General features: G+C 60.4%; 13 protein-coding genes. 5 read left to right on the top strand and 8 right to left on the bottom strand.

Features of this window, described 5'->3' with window-relative positions:
* Nucleotides 1–131: 131 nt before the first annotated feature.
* From VGB22_02460 to ppdK, 8 genes are all read right to left on the bottom strand, one after another.
* On the bottom strand, nucleotides 132–3,605 hold the full coding sequence (locus VGB22_02460; protein HEX9750142.1) for a serine/threonine-protein kinase: 3,474 nt from the start codon (nucleotides 3,603–3,605) through the stop codon (nucleotides 132–134).
* Nucleotides 3,606–3,656: 51 nt separating this feature from the next.
* Nucleotides 3,657–5,432 (bottom strand): ATP-binding protein, encoded by a 1,776-nt coding sequence (locus VGB22_02455; GenBank protein HEX9750141.1) that lies wholly within the window; start codon nucleotides 5,430–5,432, stop codon nucleotides 3,657–3,659.
* Between the two features lie 183 nt (nucleotides 5,433–5,615).
* Nucleotides 5,616–7,331 (bottom strand): BamA/TamA family outer membrane protein, encoded by a 1,716-nt coding sequence (locus VGB22_02450; GenBank protein ID HEX9750140.1) that lies wholly within the window; start codon nucleotides 7,329–7,331, stop codon nucleotides 5,616–5,618.
* Nucleotides 7,328–7,774: an NUDIX hydrolase gene (locus VGB22_02445; GenBank protein HEX9750139.1), complete on the bottom strand. Its 447-nt coding sequence runs from the start codon at nucleotides 7,772–7,774 to the stop codon at nucleotides 7,328–7,330. The genes VGB22_02450 and VGB22_02445 overlap by 4 nt, the downstream gene beginning before the upstream one ends.
* Before the next feature lie 204 nt (nucleotides 7,775–7,978).
* The gene (locus tag VGB22_02440) at nucleotides 7,979–10,213 is read right to left on the bottom strand and encodes a SpoIIE family protein phosphatase (GenBank protein ID HEX9750138.1); all 2,235 of its coding nucleotides are present in this window, start codon (nucleotides 10,211–10,213) and stop codon (nucleotides 7,979–7,981) included.
* A 60-nt stretch (nucleotides 10,214–10,273) separates the two neighbouring features.
* Nucleotides 10,274–10,711, bottom strand: a complete 438-nt coding sequence (locus VGB22_02435) for an ATP-binding protein (protein ID HEX9750137.1) — start codon at nucleotides 10,709–10,711, stop codon at nucleotides 10,274–10,276.
* Between the two features lie 37 nt (nucleotides 10,712–10,748).
* Nucleotides 10,749–11,084 carry an STAS domain-containing protein gene (locus VGB22_02430; protein ID HEX9750136.1) on the bottom strand — a complete coding sequence of 112 codons (336 nt, stop codon included), beginning with the start codon at nucleotides 11,082–11,084 and terminating at the stop codon, nucleotides 10,749–10,751.
* Nucleotides 11,085–11,235: 151 nt separating this feature from the next.
* Entirely contained in the window at nucleotides 11,236–13,971 is a 2,736-nt protein-coding gene (gene ppdK / locus VGB22_02425; GenBank protein ID HEX9750135.1) for a pyruvate, phosphate dikinase, read from the bottom strand.
* A 1,206-nt stretch (nucleotides 13,972–15,177) separates the two neighbouring features.
* Here ppdK and VGB22_02420 point away from each other — a divergent pair.
* The 5 genes from VGB22_02420 to VGB22_02400 all read left to right on the top strand — a co-directional run bounded on the left by VGB22_02420 (nucleotide 15,178) and on the right by VGB22_02400 (nucleotide 20,306).
* Entirely contained in the window at nucleotides 15,178–16,074 is an 897-nt protein-coding gene (locus tag VGB22_02420; protein ID HEX9750134.1) for a cysteine synthase family protein, read from the top strand.
* A gap of 127 nt (nucleotides 16,075–16,201) precedes the next feature.
* Nucleotides 16,202–17,290: an alanine--glyoxylate aminotransferase family protein gene (locus VGB22_02415; protein ID HEX9750133.1), complete on the top strand. Its 1,089-nt coding sequence runs from the start codon at nucleotides 16,202–16,204 to the stop codon at nucleotides 17,288–17,290.
* Nucleotides 17,277–18,935 (top strand): phosphoglycerate dehydrogenase, encoded by a 1,659-nt coding sequence (gene serA / locus VGB22_02410; protein ID HEX9750132.1) that lies wholly within the window; start codon nucleotides 17,277–17,279, stop codon nucleotides 18,933–18,935. Before VGB22_02415 ends, serA begins: the two co-directional genes overlap by 14 nt.
* A 26-nt stretch (nucleotides 18,936–18,961) precedes the next feature.
* Nucleotides 18,962–19,483 carry a type 1 glutamine amidotransferase domain-containing protein gene (locus VGB22_02405; protein ID HEX9750131.1) on the top strand — a complete coding sequence of 174 codons (522 nt, stop codon included), beginning with the start codon at nucleotides 18,962–18,964 and terminating at the stop codon, nucleotides 19,481–19,483.
* Between the two features lie 16 nt (nucleotides 19,484–19,499).
* Complete coding sequence (locus VGB22_02400) at nucleotides 19,500–20,306, top strand: NADPH-dependent oxidoreductase (GenBank protein ID HEX9750130.1); 807 nt, start codon at nucleotides 19,500–19,502, stop codon at nucleotides 20,304–20,306.

Here is a 20,306-nt window from a genome sequence, read left to right as displayed (position 1 = left end):
CCTTGGAAGTTGAGGTCCTGGAGGACAAGCTGGCCCCGATCGGAATCAGCGTCGGCGGCGGTTGATCAACTTCCTTCCGTCACCAGCGGCCGTCGTTACAGCGGCGGCCGCTCCTTTTTTGTCCCCATCCATCAACCCACCAATTCCATGATCCGCTCGCGGGAGCGAGTCAGCGACACCGCCATCGGATGCCGCCCGTAGCTGTCGCGACCGGCTTCGTCATCAATTGTCCGTCCGATCGCCTGCAGGATGCGCAGCGCCTCGTCGAATGCCGTAACCGCCGGCTCGTAGTCGGTCCGCGCGTGAGCGATTTCTCCGGCGACGCCCAACGCCCGCCACAAGGCATCCCAGTTTCCATCACGGCGCAGGCGCGAAACGGCATCGGCCACGAAGGATTCGGCTTGGCCGGTGTCGCCGCGTCGCAGTGCGTCCTGCGCCTTCCAAGTCAGGTACTCACCGACCCAGTGCCATTGCGGCAATTCTCCGAGAAATGCGTCGATCATCCCGGACGCCCCGGCGAAGACATCGTCATGAGGCGAATCCAGCAAACGCACGCAGACGGCGAGCGCCAGTTTGTGTGGCGTGCCGGTGGCGTGCGATTCCTGCTGGATGGTGTTCCAGAGCGTGTCGACGTCCGCCGGATTCTCTTCGCGGAGCGCCAGACGCATGCGCAGGATCGTCAGGTCCAGGCGCAAATGCCTGTTGGACAGTTCCTCCGGATGCGGGCAACTCGAATCCAATAAATCACGGGCGATGCGATTCTGTCCCAGTCGCAATGGAAATGCGGCGGAGAGCATCGCCGCCTGAACTGCAAGATCAACGTTGGTGATCGTGCGGCATGCCTGCTGGACATCGTCCAAATACTGGCGTGCGCGACGGAAGTCGCCGGCCCGCAGATACCCCTCCGCCAACAGGATCCCGACTTCGGCGGCCGTGGCGATGTCACCCAAATCACGGGCCACGCCGTGCACATTGCTGCCGCGTGTGACCACGCTGCGCAAATCGCCGCGTTCCAGCGCGACTTCGACCAGGTTGCGGTGATTGAACACTTCTTCCGCCTGGGCGCCGGCCTCCTGATTTAAGTCAGCGGCACGTAAGAAGTACTGCTCGGCGGTGTCCAACCGTCCGCGCAGGAACTCGATGCCGCCCAGATTGTTGAGGGTACGCGCCTTTTCGACAGGCACATTCAGCCGGTCGTGCTCGGCATAGGACTCTCGAAAGCAAGTCTCGGCGGCGTCGTACTCGTAACGAAACAGGTGGATCGCGCCCAGATTTGAAAGGGTGGTTGCCGCCAATTTGTGCGATCCCAACTCGCGCTGAATGACCAGCGCGTTCTCATAAAACTGCTGGGCGCGGGTCAGGTCGGAGGACACCCAATACATGTTGCCCAAGTTCATCGTTGCGCGCGACTCCCGTTCACGGTCGCCGATTTCGCCCCACATGAGCCGCGCACGGCGCAAGACACGGATGCCCTTTTCGAACCGCCGAGTCTGACGGTACAGATCGCCCAGATCGGAGAGCGTCTCCGCCAACAAGTGCCGGTCGTGGTAGTGCCTGCCGACCGCCAGCAGTTCGCGATAGATGGCCCCGGCACCGTCGATTTCACCGGCTGCTTTCAGGCGATCCGCGCGCACCATGCGGGCGCGACCATACCAGTACGCGCGCACCCTGGCATCGGGGATCGACTCGGCAACGCGCTCGGCATCGGCGATCAATCGTCCCGCCCTCTGGCGTTCATCGGACGCGACCGCGATTGCGGCGCACTGAACGAATTGCTCAGACGACTTCTCCAACTCATCCGCGTCGGCCCAACATCGTGCCAGGATTTCGTGATAGAGATCGGCCGGGGCACAGGGATGCTCCGACATGCGATCGGCCAGGGCCGCGGCCTTCTGACGGCGGTCGTCAGCCGACAGACCGGCAAGAATGGCATCTCTGCACGCCGGGATTCGCAACCGCATGTCCAATGATCCCGACTGTTCAGGCAGCCGGTTCATGACGACGATTCCACGGGATTCCAATTGTCCGATCGTCTGTTGCAAGGGACCGGCATTGTCGGTCGCCAGCACCGGCAGCAGCGAAGAACACCCGTATCCTCGTCCGAGCGCCAGCCAAAGGCAGAGCTGCCGCTGGTCGTCGGGAAGAGCGCCGATCAATCGGTCAAAGCACAATCGCGCGGCCTCCGCAGATGGCCACGCCAGCACAGCGGTTTCGTCGACAGACCACTGCCGGTCACCGACGTACATGGCTGACGTATCGATCAGCATGTTTGTGAGTGCCGAGATCGCCGCGGGCAGCCCGCCGGTCACAAGCAGCATGTCATCGGCAAGCGATCGGACCGTTTCGTCTTCCCCCGTCAACCCTCGAAGAAAGTCGTGAACACGATTGCCATCCCAGGGGAGGAGGTTGATGCACGCGCTGTGTAAGCCGACCGGAGGCGTGCCTAACTCTGCATCCCTAATCGGGAGCGGTGCAACGGAAACCGACGCCCGGAGCGATCTCCCAGCTTCTATACGTGAGGCATCCAGCTTGATCGGTGCATCGTTTGACCTTCCCTGGCGGGCCAGATCAGGATCCAGGAGATTCACGGCATCCGCTATCGACCAACCGCCAGCCGACAAACGGCTGATGAGAAATCGTGCCAAACGGCCCGGGTCATCTAATTGGGTGCCGATCCGCCATTCGGAGACGGCGCCGGACTCGAGCGTGTCGACAATCGTTTCGACAACGGCTTTCTCAGCATCCGAGAGGCACGTCATCCCACTGCTCAGATGCCATTGAAGATCGTGGTTGAGCAACCGTGCCGGATCGACCGACGGTTCGTACTGCGAAATCCAATCCAGCAAGTCCCACTCGTCTGCGCCGCGTTCATCGGGGGACTTCGCCAGCAGTCGCGCGACGACGTCCGCTGCCCACGCCGGTGCGCGCCTGCGTGGCGTTCGCGTGAGATCGGGCCGGGTCTCGAGATGACCGGCGATTTCCGTGGCCGGTTCATCGGATGCAAACGGCCTCGTCCCGAAGAGCCACTCATAGAGTATGACCCCTGTTGAGTACCAGTCAGCGCGACCGTCGGCGGACTGGAGGTTGAGGAATTCCGGTGCGCAATAGCCGACCGTTCCGGCGCCTCGCGGGCGGGAATCGTCCCCGATGGGTCGCGCCAACCCAAAATCCAGCATGTACAGCAGCGGCTCCCCGTTCGACAGACCCCAGCGCAGATTCTCCGGTTTTAGATCGCCATGAACCCAGCCGCGCCGGTGCACAAACCACAACACACGCGCCAGGTGTCGCAGCAGCGACCCAAAGTCGCACTCGTCCTCTGAACACTCCGTGGGTGACCGTCCGTCAATCCAGTCGATGACCAGAAATGGGCGTCCGTCGGCGATTCCGAAGTCCCGGACCTTCGGCAATTGCGGATGATGCAGCGTGCCGTGGACGTTGAATTCGTGTTGCAGTGAGCGGCGTGCGCCGTCGTCTGCCGTCGCATCAATCCACTTTAGCGCAGCCGGTCGACCGTCCGGAAGAGCGACACGATAAACGCGACCGAACCCGCCTTGTGCAACAGCGGTTCCCTTGTACGTGCCGATGGGAATTAATTGCTCGGACATGGCGCGATCCCCGACGAGTGCTCGGGCCCGGTTGGAGAAGGACGCCGGGGCTTAACTATCAAACGACGAGTACGTTTGGCTGATCGGCAGCCGAATGAAGAAGGTCGTGCCCTGGCCGGCGCGGCTCTCGCACCGGATGGTGCCGCCGTGATTTTCGATGATCTTGCGGCAGTTAGCCAAACCCAGCCCGTGCCCGTCCTTTTTCGTGGTGAAACGCGGCTCAAACAATCGTTGCCGTACTTCGGCCGACATTCCCTGCCCGTTGTCGTGAATGGTCAGTTCGATGCACGGTTCATCCGTGCACGTCTGTGCGGCAATGTCGACCTGCAGCGGACGCCCCGGCTGGGCGGCCTCCACGGCGTTGTTGTAGAGATTCAGCAATACCGAATGGATTTGTCCGACATCGAGCTTGACCGGCGGCAACTCGGGACGGAAGTCGCAGTGGAAGCGCACGCTAGCAAACGCGCGCAACGGACGCAGTGTGAACAGATGCTCCTCGATCACTTCCTGGACATTCTGCTCGACCAGCTCGGTATCCAGTTGGATGTAGTCCATCAGCCCCCGGGTAAACCGCGCCATGGCGTCGATGGAATCCTGAATTTTCTGACAGCTCTCTGAAATCTTGCCGAGGTGGTTCGCGCGCAGATGAATCGGCAACAGCTCGGCGTGCGCCGATAGAATCTCGAGGTGATTATTCAGTTCGTGCCCGATGGAAGCCGCCATCTCTCCCTTGGCGACCATTCGTTCGGAGAGGTTGACGAACTTTTCCATCACCACCTTTTCGGTGATGTCCTCGGTCACGATGATCATCTTCTGCTTTTCGCCTTCGATGCCGTTGAGCGGGGATATCTTGATCGACAGCACCGACTCGCGCCCGCCGATTTTCAGGAAGTACTTGTCTTTTGTCAACGGCTTGTGTCCGCTGAGGACTTCCGAGAGCGTGTGCTCCCACCAGGGCCGGTCCGATTCGGGTACGATGTCGAGCAGCGAGCGCGACTCATCGACCATTTGCCTGGCATCCCAGAGTCGGTCGGGGCTGCGCCAGATTTGCTGCGCGGCGTCATTGATCGTGATCATGCGCAATTGGTCGTCGACGACCACGATACCCAACGGCGTCTTGTTGACGACGTTTTCGTTGTAACGGGTTAACGACAGGAGCCGCTCATAGAGCTTGGCGTTCTCTATCGCGATGGCGGCCTGCTCGGCAAACAGCTCAAAGAGCCGCAGGTCGCTTTTGCCGAAGAGTCCGGCGCGGGACTGGTTGTCCAGGTAGCAGACGCCGATCACACGCTCGCGCAACTTCAGCGGCACGCAGATAATGAAGCGCAAATCCAGTTCGGCAACCGAACGGGAGCCCGCATAACGGGAGTCTTCCTGCGCGTTGGAGGTGTATTCCGACTGCCCCTTGGCCGCCACGCGGTCGGCCACCGTGCGCGAGATTTGCAAATCGGCGGCACTGCTGAGCGATTCCTTTTTGATGTTGTGCGCGATGCGGACTTTTAACTCGCCTTCGTCGTCCAACAGCATCAGGAATCCCCGCTCGGCGTTCAAAAGCTCGATGGCGTGGTTCATGACGCGTTTGAGGATTTCATCGAGAACGAGCGTCGAATTGATGGCTTTGGAGATGTCGATTAACGCTTCCAGATTCCGCGGTCGCAGGGTGGGCGGCTCACCCGATTCGGCTGTCCCCTTCGACGGGCGGTCCAAATCAGAAAGATCATCGAAGATCGATGAATTGGGATTCTCTGTCTTGACACCGGCACCCGCGGGCGCCCCGAAAGAGTCCCGTCTGCCCTTCCTGGTCTGCTGATCCTTGACGGTGCGCATAGTTTCGATTCCCCCGGTGCGTTCGGGTAAGACATCACCCTGTAGGAGATTATCGACAGCGCCGGAGAGGTTCTGAAGCCCGCGCCGGACAGCAATTTGCGCCGGTACGGCAGGGTGCAATCGAGGACAGCACGCGTCCAATCGACATCGTGGCGCGCCGGTTAGCTGCAGCGAAGACGATGACTACAAGGAGCTTGCGAGACGGACGGTCACACGCAGATCTCGATCGGAACGATCCAACCCTTTGGCAATGTCGACCCGGATGGCCCGTCCGAGGCCCAACCCCAAGCCGATGTCCGACTTAAAGTCACTGAGGTCCCAGAGGTCATCGGCGAACGTGGCGTTTCCCAGGTCGGAGAAGAATATGATCGCCCCGTCAAAGACATCGTTTTCCCAATAACTGAACCGGTATTCGAACGTGGCAAAGAGTGCCTCGGTTCCGGGGTAGGCTCTTCCGCTATACCCGCGCAGGGTTCCGACTCCGCCCAGGAAAAAATGTTTGTTCGGGGGAAGGTCGCGTCTGCTGTTCCCATAGAAGGCAAAAAGTGAAATACGATGCCATCGGCCGGTATCCCACCACCCCCGGCCCCTGAATGTGATCCGGTCATAGTCGAAGTCGCCGCCCAGCCCACCACCGGCGATTTCGTACACGAGTTCCAGCGATCCATTGAACCCCACGAAGTCACGCATCTGTTCGCGCGGGTCAACGCGCAGCGAAAGGAGCAGTGCCGACGTGTTGCGCTCGATGCGCGCCGTGTCGAGCAGCGCGCTGTCGAGCGTCGAAAAGTTGGCGCGAAAGTCGTGGTCGGGACGGAACAAGTGCCACAGGTCGGGATCGGCATCGAGCCGGCGATAATCGGTATTGCGATAGGCGGCCGAGAGCACACCGCGCTCGCGGTATTTGTATGTGACAGCGACTTCGCCTCCGTCGACACCCATGTAATCGCGATAATCGGAACCGGCCACCAGAGCGAAGATCGAATTCTCCGCGCCCGGTATCCACGGTTGCTCGTCGGGCTGTGTTTGGCGAAAGATCGCCAGGCGTGCCTCAATATCGGCGGTGCGCATGAGCCGTTGCCGCATTTCGAAACGGTATTGCCACGTCTCCGACGTGAATGCATACGCACCGAACACTTCAAATTGCGGGGCGAACGGCGTGCTGCGCCAACGGACCGACGCCCCCGGCCGGAATCCGTCGACACGGTCGTAGGCGAGGTCCGGGCGCCAACTGAAACCCTCGTCCTCGAATTCCCAGGCGCGAGAGATCGACAGGCGCGGCCGCCGGTGCCCTGCGGGTGCAAAAACGCCGCCGTAAACCTTGGCGTCTCCGCGTTGGCGAAGGATGCCGCCAACGACCACTACCGCTCCTCGGACAACCGAACCTTCTCGCAGCGTGATGTCGCCTCCGATGGCGATCACATTCCCGGCCACTTCTCCGGCGATCATGACGGGACCATTGAAACTGAAGACACTGCCTGCCCAGAACTCAGCCGCGTCAATGCGCGCGTCGCCGACCGTCGACCAGCGCAAAGGCATCGGGTAGCCATGGCCGGCGGCACGCGAAAACGACACCCGCACCATTTGTTGTCCCGCAATGCTGACTTCGACTGCGAGGTTTTCGGGAGCGAGAACTGACCCATCTGAGACCAACCCTGCCCCGGTGAAAACAGAAGAGAGCAACTGTCGATCCGACGGCAGAATGCCCATGTGATCGTGCCGTCCGGTGATCGAATCACCCTGCGCAGTGATCCAAACAAAGCGTTCGGTCTCGGCTACCAGTGTCCCCAGTCTGTCGGGTTCCTGCGCTGACGAAGGAACCGGCCATACGGTCAGCGATAAGACACCGATGGATAGAGTGATACGGAGGCAACAGAGGAATGCAAGGCCGGATCGATTCATCGGTCGGCTCTGCTCCGTGTCTGTCCGGCGGGATCAAGCCCCGACCCATCCAATGCATCGGCCAACGCCTGACGATGCGCGCGGAAAGCAATGTTGTTCGGAACGTCATCGGGTTTGAAGAAACGGGCATCGTCGGCATCGTCGCCGGGTCGTAAGACGCCCTCACCGGACTCGTCTGCGTGATAGATGATAAGCACGACCGGATGGCGAGGATCGTCATTGCCCGGGTAGACACCCAACAGCCCACCAACCCGTACCGCGAGCCCTGTCTCCTCGGCGACCTCGCGGGCGGCGCATTCGGCGGCCGATTCATCGTATTCGACAAACCCGGCGGGCAATGTCCAGTCGCCGCGCCGCGGCGTGACGGCGCGGCGGACAAGTAGTATGGCGCCGTCCCTTCTGACGAGACATCCGGCTGCCGGCGTGGGATTACTATAGTGCACGAAACCGCACTGTTCGCACGTTGGCCGGGTCCTCCCTCCATCCGCAACGGGCTTCAGCCCCGACGCGCACAGAGGGCAGAATCGAAAACTCTCGCTCATCACCGAATCATGCATAGCGAACACGGGCCCAGGCCAAGTATTCGATTATAACCCGTTGTCAGAGATGCCGACATTTGAATTTTCCCCGACGACATGGATCGTACGTCAGGTCGCCGGCGGCGACAATTTCATCACGATCATCGTCAAATCATCGAATCCCAATTCTCCGTGGGCAAACTCCGACGCCTCCCGCACCAGTTCGTTTTTGAGCGTGTCGGCGGTCAAGTGCCGACGGTCACGCAGGAAGCGAACGATCCGTTCTTCGCCGAAGTCGGCCCCGTGACGATCGCGCAGATCACTGAGCCCATCGGTAAAGAACAACAACAAGTCCTCCGGCTGCAATTGAACACGGCCGATGTCGTACGCCGACTGCGCAAACGCGCCGATGACCAGCCCACCCCGATCCAGGAACGACACCTCACCATCGGCACGAACCACAACCGGGTAGTTGTGCCCGGCGTTCGAATACTCCAGCCGTCCGGTGACGGGATCGAATTCGGCATACACCAGCGTCGCGTACTGATCGGAGCTGGTGACCCGAAAGATCTGATCGTTCGCACTGGCCACATAATCGGAGACAGCCCGTCGGACACGCAGCTCCGATCGTAAGACCGCCTGCAACTGCGAGACCAGTAGGGCGGCACCGAGGCCCTTGCCGGAGACGTCGGCAATGACCATTCCCAGCCGATTCACTGCCAGTTCGAAGAAGTCGTAGTAGTCGCCCCCCACCTGCCGAGACGGATGCGAAAACGCGGCGATCTGGAATGACGCCCCCTGCGGGGGCGCCTTCGGGAGCAACTGCAATTGGATGCGCCGCGCCACATTCATCTCGTCTTCCAGACGCTGACGCTCGAGCGCATCGCGATACAACGACACGTTGGTCAGCGCGACCGCCATCTGATTGGCCAGCGTGGCGAGAAGATTGATGTCCTCGCCGGTGTAACGCGCACCGGAGATTTTGTCGCGCAGGCAAAGCACCATGCGCAGTTCGCCGCGGTCGATGACCGGCACCACCAGCCGGCAGCGCCAGCGCGCCAGGATTTCGATCACGGGCGTCTGCGACTGTTCCAACAGGAATTCCGCGAATGCGGCCGGCCGCGCCCGGCTGGTGAGGGTCACGAAGAACGGATCGTCGGGCGAGAGCAATTCTCTGTCCAAACCCGCCAACTCCAGGCGAAACCGTCCGGTCGCATCGTCGCGCGATGCCAGGATCGCGCGTTCAATCATCAACTGCCCGGAGATGACGTTGGTGATGCGTTGTTTCATCTCCCCCATGTCGAAAACCGACGTGATCGTGCGCGAAAACGACTCCAAGATCGCGCGCGGATCGGTCCGGCTGCGCAGAAACAGCCGCTTGATGGCGTCATCGATGCGGTCCTTCAGCGGTTGAAAGAAGATGAGCAGCAACAGAACGAAGGCGACGTCGACGAGGGGTGATTGAATCTCCAGCAGATCCTTGATCAGGACTGAGACTTTGGTGACCAGCAGCAGATAGGCGCCGACCAGCAGCGCCGAGGAGACGGTGAATACGAGCGATTCGCGGACGAGCAGCCGGATGTCGAGAAACTGGTAGCGGATGATCGACCACGAGATCGCCATCGCGCCAATGAACAGTCCGCCCAGAAAGAGCGTGATGTGTGCTGGATAGGGGAGGGTGTAGAGGCCGAGCGCGGGCCCGCTGAACGCCACTGCATAGAGTCCCACCGCGGACAGGATCCCCCAGATGAGCACGCGCACCTGGTCGCGCAGCTGCGGATTGATCTGCCGTGAATAGCCGCGAATGAGCGCTGCCACCGCCAACGCGATGTAACACAGGTTCACCAGCGAGAAGAGCTTGATGTGCGAACGGAAGATCAGCGAGAGCGCGAACGCGAGCATGCCCAACACGAGATTGACCGGCGCCAGCAGAAGCTGGACCAGCTGCGAATCCGTGCGCAACAGGAGCCAGGAAAAATCCGGCGTCGTCCAGAATACCATCAGGATGACGTGCACGACGTGCGGAAGAAATATCAGGAGCTTGAGGCGGCGATGACGCGCCACCCATCCATGCTCAACCGGAAACGTCAGCGCAAACAGCAGCAGTTGCGGAAAGAACAGTTCCCAGACATAGACCAGGCTGTAAGGGAATCGTTGCGTGGTAAAGTACGCTGCCGGCTCATCGGGGCGCAGCGTGATGCCGACGGCGGCAAAAATAGGACCCAGCCCCGCGAAGAAGAGCATCAACGCCGTGATGCGGTTGATGCGGCTGCGGCGATTCTCGCGGACAACGACGACGGCCAGCCACAGGAGCCCCGCGCCGAACGCGAGCTTAAGAACTGTGATGACGATGAGCCAATTCAACCGCAGAGCCCTCGCGTACTTATCTGCCGCCGGCGGAGGGCGTGGCGGACCGGGCCTGCGTCACTCCGACTTTACGCTTTTGCGGACGACGACGACCGTGCCCCCGGTCGGCCCCTTCTCGAAGGTGACCTCATCCATGAGCGAACGCACTATGAACACTCCGCGACCGACTTCCTTCAGCAGGTTTTCCTCCGCCAATGGATCCGGGAGCGTGCTGGGATCAAACGGGCCATCGTCGCTTTGATCCGCGACGCGAATCTCGACGATGTCGCCTGAGAACTGCACGGTCAGCGTGACCATCTTGTCGATATTCTGACGGTTGCCGTGCATGATGGCGTTGTTGACCAGTTCGGTCGCAACGATGGCCAGATCCGTTACGATCGAATCGGGAACGCCATGTTTGCGCAGGGCTAACTCGAGAAATTCGTCGGCTTCCGTAACCCGATGCGGATCACTGGGGATGACTAATCGTGCGGTCTCCGTGGGGGGGGGGCCCATGGCTCAATACAGTCCGGCCGGGATTGATGCCGATGGGTCAGAAACCCGCGATGGCCTCTTCGACAGTGTCGTATGCGTCGAAGACCGTAATCAGCTTGGTGATAGTCAGCAGACTCTGAATCTTGTCGGTGACGCACGCCAGCTTGAGATCGCCCTTGTTGTCTCGGAGGGTCGTCAGCCCGGCGATGAGAATGCCCAGCCCGGTCGAGTTCATCCAATCGACCTTGGCCAGATCGATTACCACGCGCAGCTTGCTCTGGCTGATCAACTCGTGGATCTGTTCATGCAAGACGGTGGCATCGGGCCCGCCCATGATCTTGCCCTTGGGTTCCAGGATCACGACGCCATCCTGCTCGCGGTGTGTCAGTTTCATCGACTGTTCTCCCTTGCCTGACTCGTCTGTTGGGTCGGCGGTCGCCGCCGGCCGCTCACAAACAGCGCGAATATATCGAACCGATCAGACGGCTACCATGAGTTTTTCCGTGCGATCGGGTGTGATCGGCTGCGGTCCGAGAGCGTTTGCGTTACATCTCGTCGGCCATGGCCGCCTGCGCCGCGGCCAATCGCGCGATCGGTACACGAAACGGCGAACAGCTCACGTACGAGAGGCCGACGCGATGGCAGAACCGGATCGTTTTCGGATCGCCGCCGTGTTCGCCGCAAATGCCGACAGACAGCTTGGGATTGACCGAGCGGCCGCGTGTCGTTCCCATTTCGACCAATTGACCGACGCCGACCTCGTCGAGGGAAACGAAGGGATTCTCGGGCAGGATGCCCTTTTCGACATAGGCCGCGAGGAAGTCACCGGAATCGTCGCGCGAGACGCCCAGCGTCATTTGGGTCAGATCGTTGGTGCCGAAACTGAAGAAATCGGCGACCCGCGCGATTTCATCGGCCGTTAGGGCCGCGCGCGGCACTTCGATCATCGTTCCGACCTGGTACTCCACCCGTGCCTTGCGTTTTTTGAACACTTCCTCGGCGGTGCGCTCGACGATCGCGCGCTGGTGCTCCAGTTCCTTCGCGGTTCCGACGAGCGGTATCATGACCCCGGGCTTGACCTTGATCCCCTCCTTGACCATGTCACAGGCGGCGGTAAAAATGGCCTTCGACTGCATCTCGGTGATCTCGGGGAAGGTGATGCCCAGACGGCAGCCGCGATGCCCCAGCATCGGGTTCATCTCAACCAATTCCGCCAGGCGGGTCAGCATCTTCTCCTTGGCAGCGATGTCTTCGTGGATCGTCAGCGACTCTTCATAGGAGACTTCGTCTTCCTTCTTTTTGAGCTCGGCGATTTCATTGAGAATGTCCTCACGATGCGGCAAAAACTCGTGCAACGGCGGATCCAGCGTGCGAATGATGACCGGCCGCCCATCCATTGCGCGGAAGATGCCTTTGAAGTCATTGCGCTGGTGCGGCAAAAGCTTGTTGAGCGCGAGGTACCGTTCCTCCGCCGAATCCGCGAGTATCATGTTGCGCATGTGATTAAGGCGATCGGGCGCAAAGAACATATGCTCGGTGCGACAGAGACCGATCCCTTCGGCCCCGAAACGGACCGCACGAATCGCATCCTCGGGGGTATCGGCATTGGCATAAACACCCAGCTTGCGCGCACCATCCGCCCATGACATCAGGGTGGCGAATTCGCTGGTCGGCTCAGGCTCAATGGTCGAAACTTCGCCGAGGAAGACTTCTCCGGAACTGCCGTCGAGCGTGATGACCTGCTTTTCGCGTACGACCGTCGGCCCAACCGTGAAGGTGCGTCGTTCCTCGTTGACACGCAGCGTTTCGGCGCCTGCGACACAGCAGCGTCCCATGCCGCGCGCCACCACCGCCGCATGCGAAGTCATCCCGCCCCGCGCGGTGAGGATTCCCGCGGCCACCGCCATGCCCTGGATGTCATCGGGGTTGGTCTCGGTCCGTACGAGAATGACCTTGTCACCCTTCGACGCCAGCCGGATGGCATCCTCGGCCGTGAACACGACTTTACCCGATGCGGCGCCCGGCGACGCCGCCAGTCCTTTGGCAATCGGTATGAGTTCTTGCGATCGGTCCAGACGCGGGTGCAACATTTGATCGAGATCTTCGGGACGCAGCCGCAGGAGCGCTTCTTTCTTTGTAATCAGTCCTTCGCTCACCATGTCGACGGCGATCTTGACGGCCGCCTGCGCCGTGCGCTTCCCGTTGCGCGTCTGCAGCATGAACAGACGGCCGCGTTCAATCGTAAACTCGAAATCCTGAACATCGCGATACTGTTTTTCCAACTGATCCGTGATGGACTTCAGTTTCTTGAATGCCTCGGGCATCAGGCCCTCCAGCTCCGCCAGCGGCCGTGGTGTCCGTATGCCGGCGACAACATCCTCCCCTTGCGCATTGGTGAGAAACTCGCCGTAAAATTCGCGGACGCCCGTCGAGGGATTACGTGTAAAGCCGACTCCGGTCGCCGACTCCTCGCCGGTGTTGCCGAAGACCATCGCCTGGACGTTGACCGCCGTGCCCAGCTCCGAGGAGATGCCACTGAGCTTGCGGTAGGTGATGGCGCGCGGGTTGTTCCAGGACTTGAACACCGCTTCGACGGCCATAAAAAGTTGTGTCCACGGATCCTCGGGAAACGGTTCACGAGTGTGCTGCTGGACAATTTTTTTGTAGCGCTTGATGATCTCTTTGAGATTGTCGACGGAGAGCGAGGCATCGCGTCGGACGCGACTGGCTTTCTTGCGCTCTTCCAGTACCTCTTCGAAACCCTCCGAATCGATCCCGAGGACCACACTGGAGTACATCTGAATGAACCGGCGGTAGCTGTCGTATGCGAAACGCTCATTGTCGGTTTCTTCGATGAGCGCCTCGACGGTCCTGGCGTTCAGGCCCAGGTTCAGTATGGTGTCCATCATTCCCGGCATGGAGAACTTCGCGCCGGAACGAACCGAAACCAGCAGCGGCCGTGATGCGCCACCGAACTTGCGATCCATCGCCCTCTCGATCCGGCCCATGTACTCCTTCAGGAGTGGCTTGAGAGCCGATGGCATGCGCATCCGGTTTTCATAGAAAACATTGCAGACTTCCGTCGAGAGGGTGAATCCCGGCGGTACCGGCAGCCCGTTCTTCGCCATGCCGGCAAGCCCGGCACCTTTGCCGCCCAGGACGTCCTTCATCGTCGCGTCACCATCCGCCTCCCCGGGTGCGAAAAAATAGACCGGCTGCTCAGGGAGTTTGGCATCGACGGTCCGTGGAGAACGCCGTGTCCGGCTCCCCGGCGCCGGGATGGAGATCCTCGTCGGCGGGCGCTTGGACTTCGCCGGCTTTTCTGACTTGATGTTCCTGGTCTTGGCTTTTGTGGCTCTGGCTGGTTGAGCTGCGTTCGAATTCTTAGTGCGCTTGGCGCGACTTGGTGTCGTCTTCGCCCGCGACTTGGCTGATTTCGCTGTCTTTGTTGCCATTTAGTCCTCCAAAGACCGAAGGAAGCGAGCGAACAGCCCTGGCGCACATCGCCAAGCCGTTGAATAGAAACATGTTAACGCTCTGCGGCTTTCGTCTCCGATCAATCATGCAATTTAGACATCGCCCGCCCCGGTCGGCAAGCGCTTTCCCAAACCAAAACAGGCCCCCCAGGGGCCTGTTTGACAGTTTGTACACGACGACGATTGAACGGACGCGTTACATAGTAAATAGACGTCGTCCCGAGAGGATGTCGTCGATCATTTGGAATGTCTTCTCAACCGGCGAGTGCATGATGTCGTGAGTATTGAAGGTACTCTTGGATTGAAACTTCGTGGGCAACCCCTCGGGGACCTCTCCTTTTCCCACGGGACCAAGGTGGTTGACTACGATCTTTGCACTGAACTCCTCGGTCAACTTTCCCCGCGGTCGGGAACTCCGCTTATCAGCCATCGCTCTCGGTACCGCGACTGCTTTTCCTTGCCCTTGCCCCTTCTTGCGCCAAGTGTCCTTGTCGGCAGTACGTCTGCCCACGGTCCACCTCCCTGTTAGGGTGTGAGCCGGGTGATGCCCCCCCGGTCATCCCAAAGAATGCGAGTAATGGTTCGTTGGATCTTGCAGCTCATTTCAATGGTGGCTCAAGAGATATCGGTAAGGAGTTTAGCCACAACAACAACTGTAAGTCAACAGGAAAACGGTGAGATTGCACAGAATGTTGAAATCTCAGATAGTGCTTAGTTTCTATTACGATGAGGGTTACACGGACAGAACTGCCCTCTCCGGCTCCAGTGGCCAGGGTGGCCAACTGCATCCGCGCACACGGGCAGCCCTTCCGACATCCACGACTGGAACCAAGGCGAAAGTCTCAGTCGCGTAGGACAACTCTGTGAATTGCCTGTCTGAGGGAGCCCCCCTCAGCAATAGATACTGCCGGAACACGCCGAAAGTTGTAGAATTTCGACGCCGGCACAGTCAGAAGCCCATGAAAACCCAGGTACACGCGCCGTGATGGCCCGGTCGCTATCCCCATTGTCATGATCCACGACTCGATACTCGAACTGGTCGGTCGGACGCCGCTGGTGCGAATTCGGAAGCTCAATCCGAATCCCCGGGTCGACATGGTCGCCAAGTTGGAGTGGTATAATCCGCTCGGCAGTGTCAAGGAGCGCATCGCCGTGGCCATGATTCAGGCAGCAATCGCCGATGGCTCTCTCACCGTGGATAAAACCATTATCGAGTCTTCCTCAGGAAACACTGGGATCGGGTTGGCGCTGGCCGGGGCGGTGCTGGGATACAAAGTCGCCATCACGATGTCAGAGGGAGTTTCGGAGGAACGGCGCAAGATCATGCGGGCATTGGGCGCCGAATTGATTCTGACGTCGAAGGAGGGCGGTTCTGATGAGGCATGGGACAAGGCCGATGAGATCCATGCCGCCGCCCCGCAAGCATACGTCCGGCTACACCAGTACAAGCATCCTGCGAACATCCGCACACATGAAGAGACAACCGCTGAGGAGATTTGGGAGCAGACCGATGGTCACGTCGACTGTCTCGTGGCGACTCTGGGAACAACCGGGACGATTATCGGGGTATCGCGACGCCTGAAGCTCAAGAATCCGAGAATACGCATCGTCTCAGTCGAACCGCCTCCCGGGAAGCACACGCAGCAGGGCATCCGTAATGTCGATCACTCGCGCACACCGGTGATCTGGGACCCGCAGGCGGTCGATGAGCGACTGATCGTTGTCGACACCGACGCTTACCGGGCCGCTCGCGAGCTCATCAGGGTCGAAGGACTCTTCGGGGGCATCTCGTGCGGCAGCGCACTCGTCGGGGCGCAACTGATGGCCCGTCGGATGTCGAGCGGACGCATTGTTGTGATCTTCCCCGATCACGCCTACAAGTACTTGTCCACCGACCTATTCGCATAGCGGGGTCCAGCCAACCGCTCGACGGAGTTGTTGAGTCGGGGAATCCATTGGACCCACGCGTGATGGTCGTGCATACTCGACGAGCGCAGGGAGCTTCGCCGCCGCGCGCTGCCGGTTGGACTCTATCATGCCCGTACAGCCGCTCAAATTCGCCGATCACTGGATGTTCATCCCTGGCCCGGTCAATGTCGATCGCGCGGTGCGGGAGGCGATGGCCCACCCGCCGATCAACCATCGCGGCGCCGAATTCAAGCAACTCTTTGAGGCATTGCGCCCGAAGACGCAATGGCTGTTTCGAACTTCCAATCCGGTTTATTTCTCCACATCGTCGGCGGTCGGCATCATGGAGGCGGCCGCGCGCAACTGCATCGCCAGGCGCTCGTTGCATCTGGTTAATGGGGCGTTTTCGGGAAGCTGGTTTGAGATATCCCGTGCCTGCGGGAAAGAGGCGGATGCGCAAGCAGTCGATTGGGGATGCGCGAACCGACCGGAACAACTGCGCGAGATGCTGATGTCCGGGCTTTATGACACCGTCTGCATGGTGCAATCGGAGACCTCGACATCGGTGCAGAATCCCATCGCGGAAATGGCTGAGGTGCTCCGTGAATTTCCCGACGTCGTCTTTTGTTTGGATACCGTGAGCGCATTGGCCGCGTCGCCGGTCGAGGTCGACCGGTGGGGCGTCGATGTCTGCTTCGCTTCGGTTCAGAAGGGAATTGCCCTGCCGCCGGGATTCACCGTGTTTTCGGTTTCGGAGAAAGCGATGCAACGCGCGCGCGGGGTGGCCGGGCGCGGTTTCTATTTCGACTTCCTGGTGTTTGAGGAGTTTGCGCAGCGTTCCAACACTCCGACGACACCTTCGGTTTCGCACATGTTTGCGTTGAATACGCAGCTGGACCGTATCCGCGCCGAGGGATTGGAGAATCGCTGGGCGCGACACCGCCGTCTGGCGGAGATGTCGCAGCAATGGGCCGATGAGCGCTACGGCTGCTATGCCGAAGCGGGATATCGCTCCGATGCGGTTACGGCGGTGATCAACAAGGGAACCCTCGACATCGGCAAGCTGAACGCGCATCTGGCCGAGTCGGGGATGGTCGTGGCGGGCGGATATGGTCCGCTGAAAGACTCGACGTTCAGAATCGGACATGTCGGCGAGACACGACCCGAGCAACTGCAAACACTGTTAGACGAGATCGATCGCTTTGCCAACGCGTAGACGCACATCGAAAACCAGCCCGCGGGTGCGCGTGCTGATCCCGACACGTCTGGCACCCGAAGGCATGGCAATTCTCAAGTCGACGCCCCGGCTATCGGTCATCAGCAAACCGGGACTGGACGTCGCCGGACTGTCGAAGGCTCTGGCCGATGCCGACGCAGTCATCATTCGCAGCGAGCACCAATTCAATGCCAAATTGATCAAAGCCGCGCCGCAATTGCGGCTGATCGCGCGCGCCGGTGTCGGCGTTGAGAATGTCGATTTGGCGGCGGCGACTGCGCGCGGAATCGTGGTGCTCAATGCCCCCGGCGCCAACTCCATCGCCGTGGCGGAACTGGCCATGGCACTGATGATGGCGCTGTTTCGACGAATCCACCTGGCCGACCGCTCGTTGAAAGACGGCGCCTGGGATCGCTCGCAGTTTGCCGGGCATGAACTCTCCGGCAAGGTGTTGGGGCTGGTTGGATTCGGACGCATCGGCCGCGAGGTCGCATTGCGCGCGCGCGCGTTCGGCATGGACGTTATCGCATATGACCCGTTCATCACCCCGGCGGCCGCGCAAGCCGCGGATATTTCGCTGGTCAAACTGACCGAACTATTGGCGCGCGCCGATGTGGTCAGCTTGCACCTGCCGTTGACCGATCAAACACGTCATATCATCGGCCCCGCACAGCTTAAACGCATGAAACCCGGCGCGTATGTGATCAACACCGCGCGCGGCGGTATTATCGACGAGGGCGCATTAAGAACGGCACTGCAACGCGGGACGATCGCGGGATGTGCGCTGGATGTCTTCGAACACGAGCCCCCGAATGACCGTTGGTTCGCGGGAATGGACAATGTGATCGTCACGCCTCATCTGGGAGCCGCAACCACCGAAAGCCAGACCAAAGTCAGTATCGAGATTGCTCAGGCGGTCTGTCGGGCATTGTTGGAGGGTATCTATCAAAACGCCGTCAATCTTCCGGTCGGCGACATTTCCGATCTGCCGCGACTGCAGCCGTATGTCGATCTGGTGGAACGCATGGGGCGGCTGCTCCGGGCACTGGAATCGGGCCCGTGCGAGACACTGACTATTGAGCTGGGCTCTGCCTCCGGCGGGGAGTCGCGCTTGATGATCGCGGCCACCCTGAAGGGGTTTCTCTCTGCAGAGGTTGAAGAGACCATCACGCTGGTCAATGCGGCACAAACCGCCGCCGAGCGTCACCTGAAAGTTGCGACCGTCGATCGCAGCAACCTGGAAGCGCACACGGCGACCATTGCTCTCGAGGGGCAATTCGGCAAGAACAAGCGGCGCATTGTCGGCGTGGCCGAAACGGGGCGCACACCGAAGATCACAGCGATCGACGAATTCCCGCTGGATTTGATTCCGAGCGGGAGAGTCCTGATCTTCACCAATCAAGACCGCCCCGGCGTGATCGGCGCAGCGGGTGTGGTACTGGGACGTGCGAAGATCAATATCGCCTCCTGGGTGCTGGGACGCAGACACCGCGGCGGCACGGCGCTGGGGATTGTCACGGTCGATGATCCGGTCCCGGCGGCGGTCATCAGGGAATTGAGCGATTTGCCGCACATGGCGGATGTCGTCCAGGTGACCTGGGATGAACGTGAAAACGCAGGATGGGCTCAGCCCATTGATTCGTAGACACTGTCAGAGGGGAGCACACAAACATGGCCTCGCCAAGCAAAACGGTCGGAATCCTGGCCGAGAGCGAATACCAAACCCTGGAAGTCTGGTATCCCCTACTGCGTCTGCGAGAAGCGGGCCACAATGTCATCGTCATCGGCAGCGGCACTTCCAACACGTACAGGAGCAAGGACGGCTATCCGGTTACGGTCGATCGTCCCGCCGGGTCGGTTGCGGCCGATGATCTGGATGCGCTCGTTATCCCCGGCGGCTGGGCGCCCGACAAGATGCGACAGCATCCGGCGATGGTCGATCTGGTGCGGCAGGTCTACGCCGCCGGGAAGCCCGTCGCGGCGATTTGCCATGCGGGCTGGATGCTGGTATCCGCCGGGATTTGTCGCGGCAAGAAGCTCACATCGTTTGTCGCGATCAGAGACGATCTGATCGCCGCGGGCGCCAACTGGGTCGATGAAGAGTGCGTCGTCGACGGGAATCTGATCACATCGCGCAAACCCGACGACTTGCCGGCGTTCATGAAGACGTTGCTCGGGCAACTGACGCGTTAGATGTCTGGTATAAACCATGAAATCGGACACCAACCCCGTCATCGCCTCCCTGCGCTCGCATCGTTCGGTGCGACGGTTCACCAAGGAGCCGATCACCGACGAGCAGTTGGAGACGATCATCACGACCGCGCAACAGTCATCGACGTCGTCAAATCTGCAGTCGTACTCAGTGGTTGTCGTGCGCGATCAGGCGAAGAAAGAAAAACTCTCGGAGCTCTGCGGGCGGCAACGGCAGATCGTCGATTGTTCGGTATTCATGGCGCACTGCGCCGACCTCAATCGTGCGAAGATGGTCTGCGAGACAGCGGGGTATGAGTTCAAGGCAACGTACTTCGAGTATTTCCTGACGGCGGTCATCGACGCCACGATCTTCGCGCAGACGGCATTGGCGGCCGCCGAAGGACTGGGCCTGGGCGGCTGCATGATCGGCGGCGCGCGCAACCATCCGTATGAAATCGCCGAACTGCTTGAACTTCCGCCGTTGGTATTCGTGACGTTCGGCATGACTGTGGGACACCCCGATCCTGACCACCAGTACGGTGTGCGACCGCGATTGCCATCAGACGGCGTCGTCCATTACGAGCGTTACGATTCGGAGCATCTCAAGCCGGCAATGAGCACGTATGATGAGACCATGCGCGCGACGGGGATTTATGACAAGCGCCGGATCGACCTGGGCGCGCGCGTCCCCGGCTGGACCGACCGGACGCCGCCGGGCCAGTACGGCTGGATCGAGCATTCCGCGCGCCGTTTGATCGACCCGGCCGCCCAGCGAGTCCCGCTGCGCCCGTTCTTAAACGCGCAGGGGTTCGAATTGAAGTGA

This window comes from Candidatus Zixiibacteriota bacterium (genome assembly GCA_036397555.1).
In the GTDB taxonomy this organism is placed as follows: Bacteria; Zixibacteria; MSB-5A5; order WJJR01; family WJJR01; genus DATKYL01.
The sequence above is the reverse complement of the archived record's forward strand: the minus strand, read 5'-3'. Positions and strand labels throughout refer to the sequence as shown.